At 37.8% G+C, this 12,483-nt stretch carries 11 protein-coding genes; 1 reads left to right on the top strand and 10 read right to left on the bottom strand.

All coding sequences use genetic code 11. The annotated features are described in order from the left end of the window. Nucleotides 1-11: 11 nt before the first annotated feature. The 4 genes from AC1DUW_RS06220 to AC1DUW_RS06205 all read right to left on the bottom strand — a co-directional run bounded on the left by AC1DUW_RS06220 (nucleotide 12) and on the right by AC1DUW_RS06205 (nucleotide 4,437). Nucleotides 12-1,232 carry a Ger(x)C family spore germination protein gene (locus AC1DUW_RS06220; RefSeq protein ID WP_053347449.1) on the bottom strand — a complete coding sequence of 407 codons (1,221 nt, stop codon included), beginning with the start codon at nucleotides 1,230-1,232 and terminating at the stop codon, nucleotides 12-14. Further along, nucleotides 1,222-2,862, bottom strand: coding sequence for a spore germination protein (locus tag AC1DUW_RS06215; protein ID WP_053347450.1), 1,641 nt, complete (start codon nucleotides 2,860-2,862; stop codon nucleotides 1,222-1,224). The genes AC1DUW_RS06220 and AC1DUW_RS06215 overlap by 11 nt, the downstream gene beginning before the upstream one ends. A gap of 209 nt (nucleotides 2,863-3,071) precedes the next feature. After that, on the bottom strand, nucleotides 3,072-3,689 hold the full coding sequence (locus AC1DUW_RS06210) for a DedA family protein (RefSeq protein ID WP_053347451.1): 618 nt from the start codon (nucleotides 3,687-3,689) through the stop codon (nucleotides 3,072-3,074). A 94-nt stretch (nucleotides 3,690-3,783) separates the two neighbouring features. Next, complete coding sequence (locus AC1DUW_RS06205) at nucleotides 3,784-4,437, bottom strand: phosphatase PAP2 family protein (protein WP_477642207.1); 654 nt, start codon at nucleotides 4,435-4,437, stop codon at nucleotides 3,784-3,786. 976 nt (nucleotides 4,438-5,413) lie between these two features. Between AC1DUW_RS06205 and AC1DUW_RS06200 the strand changes: the two genes are divergently transcribed. Continuing rightward, nucleotides 5,414-6,217 (top strand): class I SAM-dependent methyltransferase, encoded by an 804-nt coding sequence (locus tag AC1DUW_RS06200; RefSeq protein ID WP_053347453.1) that lies wholly within the window; start codon nucleotides 5,414-5,416, stop codon nucleotides 6,215-6,217. Between the two features lie 19 nt (nucleotides 6,218-6,236). On the opposite strand, the gene AC1DUW_RS06195 is transcribed toward AC1DUW_RS06200, so the two are convergent. From AC1DUW_RS06195 to AC1DUW_RS06170, 6 genes are all read right to left on the bottom strand, one after another. Beyond that, nucleotides 6,237-7,475 carry a cytochrome P450 gene (locus AC1DUW_RS06195; protein ID WP_053347454.1) on the bottom strand — a complete coding sequence of 413 codons (1,239 nt, stop codon included), beginning with the start codon at nucleotides 7,473-7,475 and terminating at the stop codon, nucleotides 6,237-6,239. A gap of 481 nt (nucleotides 7,476-7,956) precedes the next feature. Next, nucleotides 7,957-8,136, bottom strand: coding sequence for a DUF4083 family protein (locus tag AC1DUW_RS06190; RefSeq protein ID WP_053347455.1), 180 nt, complete (start codon nucleotides 8,134-8,136; stop codon nucleotides 7,957-7,959). Nucleotides 8,137-8,213: 77 nt separating this feature from the next. Then, entirely contained in the window at nucleotides 8,214-9,128 is a 915-nt protein-coding gene (locus tag AC1DUW_RS06185) for a LysR family transcriptional regulator (RefSeq protein ID WP_477642216.1), read from the bottom strand. A gap of 36 nt (nucleotides 9,129-9,164) precedes the next feature. Continuing rightward, nucleotides 9,165-10,412, bottom strand: a complete 1,248-nt coding sequence (locus AC1DUW_RS06180; protein WP_053347457.1) for a CynX/NimT family MFS transporter — start codon at nucleotides 10,410-10,412, stop codon at nucleotides 9,165-9,167. A gap of 300 nt (nucleotides 10,413-10,712) precedes the next feature. Beyond that, nucleotides 10,713-11,390 carry a DUF975 family protein gene (locus AC1DUW_RS06175; protein WP_098175675.1) on the bottom strand — a complete coding sequence of 226 codons (678 nt, stop codon included), beginning with the start codon at nucleotides 11,388-11,390 and terminating at the stop codon, nucleotides 10,713-10,715. A 639-nt stretch (nucleotides 11,391-12,029) separates the two neighbouring features. Beyond that, the coding region (locus AC1DUW_RS06170) for an amidohydrolase family protein (RefSeq protein WP_477642206.1) at nucleotides 12,030-12,483 on the bottom strand (454 nt) is incomplete at its 5' end.

Below are 12,483 nucleotides of genomic sequence, written 5' to 3'. Positions count from 1 at the left end.
CTTCCTTTCCATTATTGATCGCTCTTTTTTAAATTTGAAAGATACGGCTTGTTACGTAATCCTGTACGGCGAATGAAAGTCTCTACCTGTACATCTACTTCCAGCTTAGGAAAAGAAACATCGTCCCAGTCCTTTTCGATTTTTTTCCATTCTTTCGGATGGGATTCGTGCATGATTTCACCAAAGCCAAAAATATCGGATTTATTTTTTTGTGCACGAACGATCGCATCTTCCATCTCCTTCTTTAAGTCTTTTGCTAACCTCTTTTCAATGTCTATCAGAACGTGCGGACTGTTTAGATTCACGGGAATATTTGCCTCGCGGATATCTCCTTCAACAAGGACCTTTATCAACATTTTAGGTTTGCCATTTTTCATTTTTGCCGCGACGTTGGTTTTTTGGCGTTGCACTTGATAGGTGATTGCGTCTTTTTTATCATTCCAATCAATGTTTAAATTGGTATGTGCAATCCTATCTAAAACCCACATCGAGCCTATTGCCTTATTACCATCCAGCCAGTCAATCAATTTACCATCTTTAAATACACCTATTCCAGCGGTAGTTGGGTTAGCCTCAATATCAGAGGTCTGAGTATTCTCCATTTTATCCTCTTTATCTGTGTTACCCTTCACGGTAAAACCACTAATTATCGGTTCTTTTCCGGTACTCACAAGGTTTTTAATCACTTCTTGAAGATTGACACTGATACTTCTCCCCTGCTGTTTTTCCGAAGATTCAATCGTCCTAATGACTTTTTCAGCTGATACTTTATCGATTGCCGTTAATGTTTCGACTATATCCCTGGCTTTTACACCTCGAGCTATCACGATCCTCGAAGTTGCCCTAAATTCTGGGGAGCGCTCAAAGGCATCGAAAATAGCGTTAATGCCCTCTTCTTTTGCTATTTCCTCACCTATGACGATCAGGTTTGCATGAGCGAAATACATATCTCTTGAAATTTTTGTTGAAGCAATACTATCTAGTCCAAGCACATTATTTCCAGTGGCCCTATAAACGGATATGGCGGGATTTGTCCCGCCGCCTCCCTGAAGAGACCCCGCAACATTGCCTGGGTTAATGATTTGAAACGTTCCCACTAACTTTCCTTCTTTATCTTTATCGATTCCCATTGCCGAGACGATGGCTATCTCGTTTAACTCTTTTTTATCCCAGCATCCAGAGGTGAACGTGGTGCCGATCATCAAGAGCAGAACGAGCCATTTACGATTCATTGCCTTCACCTTTTTTCTTGTCAGAAGTTTTCATTCCCCGCGATTCAGGAGGCAAAGGTCTTTGATTATCGCCTTCCCGTATCAGATTATTATTGGAGCTTAATAATTTTGGTCTTTCTTTGAACGCCCACATAGGTCTTCTAAAGAATGTGTCACCTAATCCTTCTGGGTTAAGAGGGGCGAGAGGTGACATATAAGGAACGCCGAATGAACGGAGGCTGCATAAATGGACGATGAGGACGATAAAGGCTAAAATCATGCCATAGAAACCTAAAACGCCGGCACAAATGATAAATCCGAACCGCACTATACGTGCAGAAATGGCGATGGAATAAGAAGGAGTCGCAAAACTGGCAATCGCCGTGATCGAAACGATGATGACCATTGCCGGTGATACAGCGCCAGCCTGGACTGCCGCCTGCCCAATCACCAATGCTCCGACAATGGACATGGTTGAACCAACCACCTTTGGCATCCGAAGGCTTGCTTCCCTTAAGATTTCAAAGGTTATTTCCATGACGAGTGCTTCAACAACGGCCGGCAAAGGAACCGTTTCCCTTTGCGCTGCAACAATGACTAGCAACTTGGATGGGATCATTTCCTGATGAAAAGTTGTGGCTGCAACATAGACAGCCGGTCCCACTATAGAGATTATAAAAACGATGATCCGTAAAAAACGTGTGGCTGAGGCAATGTCGAAACGATTATAATAGTCTTCGACAGATTGGAAAAACTGTACGAATAAGGCTGGGGCCACCAAGACAAAAGGCGATCCGTTAACAAATATCGCCACTCTTCCTTCAAGAAGATTACCCGCAACCATATCAGGTCTTTCTGTATGATTAAGGGTAGGGAATGGGGTCATGACCTGATCTTCTATCAATTGTTCAATGTATCCTGATTCAAGAATACTATCGATATTTATTCCTTTTAAGCGCTTTTTGACCTCCTCGACGATTCCTTCTTTAGCAATCCCATTTATATACATAATGGAAACATCCGTCTTTGTCACAGTACCTATTTTCATAGACTCAATCCATAAATCCTGACTGTTAATAATGCGGCGTAACATGGCGATGTTTGTTGCATTCGATTCAGTAAATCCTTCTCTTGAACCGCGGACCGTCAAATGTGTGCTTGGTTCCTGAATGGAACGCCGTTCTCCCCCTCTTGTACTGGCAACCAAGGCTTTGTTTATGCCGTCAACAAAAATGATGCTATCCCCTGATAATAATGACAAAAATAATTTTTCCCAGTCCGTGACAGATTCTACACCACCGAGAGAAACTACTTCTTCAGAAATCACGTCCAGTGCTTCTTTAGGAAGTAGTTTTTCTTTTAGATGAGGGTTTTTCATGATTGATTCAATTAAAAAGTCCGTAACGCTTGGATTATCTATCAAACCCTGCACATACAAGATAGTCGTTTTAATTTCAGGGTTTTGACTGATTTTCAACGTTCGGACAATAATGTCCGGGCTGTTACCCGTTTTCTTTTTCATATGGTCTAGATTGGCTGAAATAGAGCTGTCAATATATTCAAGTTTTTTACTTTTAGATTGATCTTTATCATCTATCTTTTGCTTCTCACGTTTCTTCATTTGTCCTTTATTTTTGAAAAAAGAAACCATCGCGCCGAACCTCATTCCTTTTTCGTTTCACTCATTTTGTCCAAAGCACATTCCCTTTATTCTACGTTCAAAGCTCATCCTCTCCGCTTTCCCGTTTGAATGACATATGAAAAAGGCTGTCATAATGACAGCCTCTGATGTTTATATAAGATTATGTAATGAAAGTTCAGACTTGAACGGTCCTTTATCATTTTTTAAATCTACTATAATCACTTTCTTTTTCCCTTATTTCTTCTAAAAATTAAAACAACGAAAAGAATAAACAGTAATACAAATATTGCATATACGATGTTTGAATAAATGTCCATATACCCTACGATGTTTTCCCATGAAGAACCTACAGCTGCTCCAACATTCACCAGAATCACGTTCCAAATCAATGTTCCGGTTGTTGTGTATAGTAAAAAAAGCCAAAAACTCATATGAGACATACCTGCGGGAATGGAAATTAAGCTTCTAATCAACGGAACGAGTCTACAGAAAAAAACAGTCCACGCTCCGTATTTGTCAAACCAAGAATTTGCCTTATGGACGTCAGTTACTGTTAACCGAAAAATATGTCCCCATCTACCCACAAACTTCTCTATCCTTTTCACATCAATCAGTAAACCAATCCCATAAAGCACCACAGCCCCTGCCACTGATCCAAGAGTTGATGCAATCACGACTCCGAATATAGTCAAATTTGTTGATACCGTGGTCATAAAACCTCCAAAGGTTAGAATGACCTCTGATGGAATAGGCGGAAAAATATTTTCCAATGCTATTAATAGAAAGATTCCAATATACCCAAAATTATTCATAAATTCCGTAATCCAGTTTTCCATTTAAAAGCTCCTAACTATTTCAATCATTTGATATAATCAGCAGATAACTTGTTTAGTCCCTAGCTGCTTTCTTATTGAATTGCCTGTCCTAACTTTAGTTAACTTCTTTGTTTTTCTGGCTTTCTTTATACTTTTGGAAAACCCAAATGGAAATGGCAAGCCAACAGCCACTCGCTAAATATCCTCCAATAATATCACTAGGATAATGGACCCCCAAGTATATTCTACTTATTCCTATTGTAAGGATCATCATCACGCTGAACAAAATCAACAGAGTTCTCCCCCACATAGTAGAAATATGCCGCCATAGTAGAAATGTGAGAATACCATATAAAGTGAATGCATTCATCGCATGTCCACTTGGAAAACTGTATCCCCCTATCTCAATGAGTCGATGTAAATCAGGACGAGCTCGTTGAAAGAAAAGTTTCAATATCAAATTGAGGAGAGTTGAGCCAACCACGACAGCACTAAATAAGACTAGCTCCAAACGATGTTTCAATACCTTATACAAGTAAAATAAAACAAGTAAGGAAAGTATAATTATGGAACTAGATGAACCAATAAACGTAAAGACCTTCATGATGGTTGTTAAAGTTGGAGACTCTAAGCCTTGAACGAAGGAAATCACCGCTCTATCAAAATTCAAGAATTCATATGCACTTATTGTGAATGCCATTATACTGAATCCAATTAAAAAAATTACACTAAATACAAAGGCAATAGACAACTGAAACTTTAATTTCATAATAACATCCTTTCACTTTTTAAAACCGCTGTTGCATGATTAAAGTAAGATCTCAATATAGAGTTTTAACTTCATTCTATATGATCTAAACCATAACAAAGAACGAAAGGAACTTGCATTTCTTTCTGTTTATCCAGTGTAAATACTAATAATTCATTAGTTTAATTCATTAGTTAACTCATTTATTCTATCTGTTTCATTTATGATTGTATGTAGCGAGCTTTATAAAACCTCTTTTTGATTTCCCCCCATCTTTGTAATAGAGAAAGATTTCTATGAATAATAAGAAGTGGAATCGGAAGGACATATGATGCATCTTCAACGTATCCATTATTAGAGTATACATACTGAATGAAGAAGAAATAAGATTTTGATTAGATTTTCATTAAAATTTGCTAATCTTTCTACAAAAAAATAAACAGGTCGGTTATCTTCCTCAATTAGCTCCACAATTTATTCAAATAATAGGTAAAGAACCACTCGTGAAATGAAAATCCCTGCTCCCGCTACATAATTTAAAATCATTCTATCTTTTAATACTACTCTATACAGCTTAACCAACTCAACTTAAGGTTACGGTAAATATATCTCCTTATCCAACTTCAACTTGCTGGATTCTACACCAACATGGTCTTAACCTTAATGATGAAAGTAATATCTATATCGAATAACCCTTATGTACTTAGTCCTCTTTAACATTGGTGCTATCTAAAATACTTCTATTACATTTACATAATTACCCATTATGATACAATCAAAGATATACATATTCTGTCATCCGTATTTGAAAGGTAATTATTATGGGGGATTTTCTTTCTAGCTTTCTACTTATTACGGGTTGGCCATATTTGTTGATATGACTTTTTGTATGGTTAATAAAGCTTGATAAACACAAAATTGCTTGTTTCTTTATAGCTCAATCCTATCACTATAGATCACCTGAGTCTGAGCAAAAAAAAAAGAAGGTGGAAAATGAATGAAAGTGAATTTCGGAAAAGTAGCTAAAGATTATGCTAAATGGAGAAATGATTTACCTGGTGAATTAATAGAAAGCTTAAAAATCAGAGGAATAAACTTTGCTAATGTTCCGGTTGCAGACTTAGGTTCTGGGACTGGCGTTTTGAGTAGAGCTTTATTTAAGGAGAGAGCTAAGGTGGTTGGCGTTGAACCATCAAAGGAATTGATAGAAGAAGCGCATAATATTGATAGACAAGAAAATAGTAGAATAAAATATGTTAATCGATATTCAGAGGATACAACTTTAGAAAGTGATACTTTTGACTTTGTAACCGTTTTAAGGGCTTGGCACTGGTTTGATCGAGAAGCAGCATTGAATGAAATAAAGCGGATTATTAAAGAAAATGGCACGTTAATAGTGATGGATTCAGGATTCGTTTCTAAAAGTAACGTAATAAAAGAAACGCTTCAAATCATTAAACGTCATATGCCGGATGGCAAACTAACCTCTGCAGGATCTAAAGCGAATGTCCAACAATTTATTAACGGCTTTCCGGTTAAGTGGTTTAACGAATGGCAGGAACATCAATTTGATTTAACAGATACATATAAATTCTATTACGATGTGACATTTAAAAACGAAGAATGGTGTGGAAGAGTGGGGTCATTATCCTGGCTTTCAAGTTTTTCCGAAGATAAGCGGGTACAAATCCTCGATGAAATCCACTCACATTTGGTAAAAGAGTTTGGGAACATTCAGCATACCATTCAACATGTATGCAATGTAGTAATCTTAAAACGAAAAAAACCTTATGCTGGTTAATGGCATAAGGTTTTTCTTTTTAATGTTTACTGAATGCCTTAAGTGGTAAGCTAGTTAGAGTTTGCCCGGTCGCTGAATCGGTCAGATTCTCTTCCAACTGAAACGAATCCACTGATTCAATATGTGAGTATTTCTCTAGAAATGTGGTAAGGGCAATTTTTGCTTCCAGTCGTGCTAGCGGAGCACCTAAGCAGAAATGCGGCCCATTTCCAAAGGCTAGATGTTTCTTATTATTAGGACGGTGTATATTAAGAGTGAATGCGTCTTCAAACATATCCTCATCCATGTTTGCTGCACTCATCCAGGCAACCACGACATCCCCTTTCTTCAAATCTACTCCTAATAAATCGTTATCTTCCTTTACTGTACGATCTAATTTGGTTAAATTGAATCGGTAACGCAGCATTTCCTCAACGGCTTGTGGTACTAAATCCAGGTTATTACGTAACTCTTCATAGACTTTATTGTCATCATATAATAGTGAATAAAAGGTATTGGCAAGTAAATGACTGGTTGTCTCGACTCCCGCTCCTAAAATCAACATGGTCGTACGCACAACTTCATCATCTGTAAAGGTTTCACCATCTACTTCAGCCTTCAATAGATCGGATATGATATCATCAGCTGGATGTAACCGTTTCTGTACAACAATTGGATATAAATACTCATAATATTCTCTTGCTGCCACTTGCTTCATTTCATTAACTTTTTCTTGTTTTTCTTTGTCAAAGGGAAGGAATAAGATATCTACCCATTTTTTAAACAGTAAACGATCTTTTGAGGGAACGCCCATTAAGTCTGACATGACAATAATCGGAAGCGGACTTGCCAATGATTGCACAATATCAATTTCCTTGTCTGCCCCCATCTGTTCGACTAATTCATCTGCAATTTCCTGAATGCGAGGTTCCCAGTTTTGGAGACTTCTAGGTGTGAATGCTGCGGCCAACAGTGAACGGCGATTTCTATGCACAGGTGGATCCGCTTCAGTGATTTTGATCTTTTCAGGTGCTGAACCTTCCTTGCTATCCGTTCCAACCGATATGGTAGTCCGTTCCCGCACACTCGTAAAATATTTATAATCACTAAGAACACGCTTAACATCTTCATATTTAAAAACATTCCACGTATTTGTTCCTTCGTGATAGCTCACAGGGTCATTTTCTAACATCTGTTTACACCAGGCGTATGGACTAAATTCCTCTGCACGGGACTTAAACTGAGTGACTTCTTTAATTGCAATAATTTCTTTCATGATACCGACTCCTCCTACTTCTCAAAGATACCTAACAAAAGGATTGAATGTTTAGCATTCTTCATCTCCGACACTTAGTTATAGGGTCATCATTCATGTACGTAAATTTTTGATGGTTTGTTTGTATTTTCTTTATTTCCCTTAAATATCTAACCCACTCCATTATAAGATAAGAAGCCATCACAAACCATGCATCATCTATACCAACTCCTTAACATGCAGTTTGCCCAACAAATGTCATGCATTCCATCATCTCGCCATGTAAAACTGCTTATTTTTAACAAATCCTATTTCTTTTTATGATTCGTTATGTCTTTCAAAAGATGAAAAAAACCTATCTTCTTTTCAAATTCTGAGACAGGGGTTTTTCATTAGCTATTTTAATTGATGATTCCCTGACTAACCTTCACAACCATCAAAGCGGTAATTAGACTGTACCCAATGACTCCTTTTGCATAGAAAAAACGGCCACAGAATGTAGCCGTCAAGCGCTGTCCTTTTTAATTAGTTCATATAAATCATCCATTTTCTTTTCCATGATATCCAGTCTAGTTTTGCGTTGCTTGACAGAACGGAAAAGCGATACGATACCTACTATGATCAGGATTAGAAATACAAGGCAAAACAATTGGTATATCATATCCGCCATATTAAAACTACTCACTATGTAATCCCCCTAAATAGCATTCTAAGTTTTCTATTATACACCTTAAAATTAACAATTTAACCTTTAAAGGGGAATTAAGAATGAAAATCCATTTTTCTTTCCTGATCTTTTTTATGTTCCAAAAACTCCATCGTATATTGTATGAAGCTCTTTACAATATCATTACATGGCCGGCTTTTATGYCAAACCAACCCAACTTTTCTTGAGCAGTGAGGCTCAATGATCTTCAATTTTGCCGTTTGTAAATCATGTAATCTTTCATTTGATAGCAATGATGGAAATAAGGCAACGCCGAGGCCTTTTTCTACGAGCTCATGAGTGATTCCCGTTTCGTCTCCTTCAAAAGCAAAATCAGGATAGAAGCCTGCTTCTCTGCAAAATCGTTCCGTCATATCGCGAAAATCATAACCTAATGGCATAACGATGAAAGGAGCATTCTCCACTTCTTTTAGATAGATGCTCTTTCTATTAGCCAAAGGGTGGGAAAGGGGCACGGCTAGAAGTATTTCTTCTTCTAGGATGGGGACCCACTCAATATGTTCCCCTAGCACAGGTACTGTTGAGATACCGACGTCTATTTCCCCTATTTCAATCTGTTTTTTGATTCGTTCGAAGGAAGCCTGATGTTGTCTAAATCGGGCATTGGGATGTTTCTTTAGAAAACCGCCTAATAACTCTGGCAGAATACTCGGAATGGTAACAGCTATGGAGATTAATTTATCCTGCTTATCTGCCAGGAAGGCTAATTCCTTTTCCCCTTCTTTTAATTGTAAAAAGACCTGTTCGACAGTTCGCAAATAGGATTCACCGAGTTTATTTAATTGAATTTGCCTGCCTCTTCGATCAAATAATTCATAACCAAGACTATTTTCCAATTTACTAATCATTTTACTGAGGGCTGGCTGAGTGATGTTCAATGCTTCCGCTGCTTTTGTTAAATGTTGATGTTTTGCAACGATTTGAAAGTATCTCATTTGTAAAAGATCGATCGGGGACGCCCTCTTTCTACGTATTTTAAAAACCCATTATATACTATAAGACTTTTCATCACTTTTTTGGATTTTCTTCAAAGCAGGTTTCCTTTGACCAACAAAGGCACCGGATATAATTAATAATACAGTAATGAAAATCAGGATCAGTTTTGGTAATGCCCAACTATGAGTAAGATCATGAATCAAGCCAATCAAGATTGGTCCGATCGCGGCAAGTAAGTATCCAATAGATTGTGCCATTCCTGAAAGATCAGCTGCTTGCTGTGCACTTTCCGTACGTAATCCGAATGTGATCATGGCAAAGCTGATGGCCATACCGTTCCCTAAACCTATCAAAACCATACAAATTGGTATCAGCGAAAGCTGACCGAAACCCACACCCACCATACCGATGGTCATTAATATCCCTGATATGATTCCAAGAATGCTCCTGTTTGGGATGCGCATCGCGACAATTGGGGTAATGATGGTCGCCGGAAGCGAAGTGAATTGATTAATGCTTAGCATCCAGCCGCTTTTAGCCTGATCCATGCCTTGAGCCATCAACATATCAGGAAGCCATGCTGACAAAATATAAAACGGTAATGATTGTAAGCCCATGAAGAGTGTGATGTTCCAAGCTGTCGGCGATTTCCACATTTCAAAGGAAAAAATCGATGTTGTTGATTTTGAAGCGCGATTCTTTCTTTCTCCCCGCTTTCCCTTCACTTGGGGCAACCAAAGAATCAATGTGGCAATAGCTAGAATTGCCCAACATAATAAAGATCCTTGCCATCCTAAGCCTGCTTCTTTGGCTAATGGAATACTGATTCCAAAACCGATGGCTGATGAAAGGTTCATGCTCGCTATGTAGGCACCAGTCAAGATGCCTGCTTTCTCTGGATGTTTCTGTTTGATGATACCTGGAAGTAGAACATTCCCAACTGCAATGGCAATTCCCATAAAAGCCATTCCGGTCATTAAAGCCGTAACTGATGAAATCGATCGAAGGAATAATCCCACTATGAGTAGCAGTAATGAGTATAGTAAAGTCCATTCCATTCCAATTCGCTTTGCAATCAATGGGGCCACAGGGGAAACCAAAGTAAAGGCTATCAGCGGAATCGTCGTCACCATCCCTGCGACTGCATTATTGATTCCTGTATCATCACGAATCAGGCTAATTAATGGACCTATTGACGTAATAGGTGCACGAAGATTGGCCGCTATGAACAGAATGCTGATTACCCAAATGATGCTGATCTTTGCATTATTGTCTTTGATTCCTATGGTTTTTCTCATTTTTCCGTTTCTCCCCTGAACGCATAGAGCCATTATTTTTCGATTCAATCTCATTATACTCCCGCTCTCGTGAGGAAAATAATAGAAATTCAATCATCATTTCATAACCAAATGGTTATGAATGGCTGTGAAATAAGATATGCGGTAGGTTATGAGTAAAAGCCAAAGTCCTCCCTTGGATTCGTTCCATCCTTTATCAAAACAAAGCAATAGTCTACAATACTGTCATTCTCATATATGACTAAATAGGAGATACTAAAAATAAAAAAACCGATAGCAATTTTGCTATCGGCCAAGCGTTTATGCTTCTATTTGATCGTTGTCAGAATCATCTTGAGGTACAATTAATTCATTATAGAATGCTGCCATTGTTGTTCCCGCATAAGGGGCCAACCATAAAAGTCCAATCCCTAAGGTGAATATACATAGTATTCCCCAGCCTATGAAGCTTAAGTGCATTAGAAAATACTTCCATTTCAACCCTTTCATTCGTTTCTTACTTTCTGAAAATGCTTCAAGCACTGTTAATTGAGGGTGATCTTTTAATAAGAAAAATAGTTGGGAATATGACAGACTCTTGATGATTCCTGGAATAATAAATAATAATGACCATAAAAATATGAAAATACCTTGTAAAATTGATGCACCGATAATCTTAAAAGAGGTTTTTCCTTCTTTATAGATAGCGAATACCTCTGGAATATCAGGGTTTCCTTTCCTGACTATATTCAGGTAAAACCAAGTGGTTGCTATAGTCAGCGGGATTAAGGCTATAGATAGTACGGTTCCGAAGATATCCGACCATACCGGTGTTTCTTCTTGCGCGAACCACTGTGTAAACCCACCACTTCCGATCACTTCAACAATCATAGGTAAAATGACATTGATCAAGAACAAGAGCAACATAAGTGAAACGGCTACTCCCCATTTACCTTTCAAAGAAAGTAGGGCTTCTCTTTTTAATTCTGAGATTCTCATACGTTAATTAACCTCTCCTTTTTTAAATAGCAGAAATCTGAAAATACACTCACTTAACAAGTATGGGTAAATTCAGAAAAACTACTATTTATTTGATGTTTAAATCTCCTGTTGTATTCTAACATAATATTTCTAACTATAGGCTTAAATTCCTATAAACTTCTCTCAGAAAAATATCCCTATGATAATAACCCGACTTTTCTAGAAAAAAGAGAGAGAGTTTCGAATAATCCTTTATCACCTCCCAAATTGTACTCAAAAAGTATAGTACAATTCTTTTTAAAATTTCCTGCCTTGTCTTTTATCATAATATTTTATACAGTTTATGAAAGGGAATATAACAATATTCCATCTATTACTTAAGGCACAATGAAAGCCTCGAACTTCAGCAAGCCATATCCATATGGTGTTTAATAGAACAATTGCTCACATAATGTGAACTCCGCGGATAAACGTGCTATAAACTAAGTCGGATTCCTTTCAAATGAAAAACACCTTCGTTGAATGTACAATGAAAAAAAGTACATGCAGCAAAGTTGTTTTTATTTATAATGCAAGGAATCCGCTGATCAATATTCATGCATCCAATGTCCTGTTATTTTGCTATTTATTTCATTATCTTCAATAGTCTTAAATCCCTTATAATGCGTTTACTTCACCATCAATAATTGTCATTTCAACTTTTGTTCGTAATAGATCGTCCGGATTTTCCATTGAAAAAAGATCGTTCGAGTAGACCGTCATATCTGCTAATTTCCCTCTCGTTATTGTCCCCTTTAGATGCTCTTCATTTGTTGCATAAGCCCCGCCAACCGTAAATAACTTAATAGCATCCATCATGGATATCTTTTCATTTTCATTCCATCCACCATTGGACTGTGAAGGTTCTCTTCTAGTAATCGATGCATGAATGCCGAGTAGTGGATTAACAGGTTCTACTGGGGCATCCGATCCGCCTGCACACAACACACCAGAAGAAAGCAGCGTTTTCCAAGCATACAGATTCGCTTCACGTTTCTCACCTAGTCTTTCTTTCACCCAGGGGTAATCACTAACTACAAATCTTGGTTGGATGTCTGCAATCCTGCTAGGA

Source organism: Peribacillus sp. P4_C12, from assembly GCF_056402095.1.
This window is presented reverse-complemented; position numbering and strand designations above follow the sequence as displayed.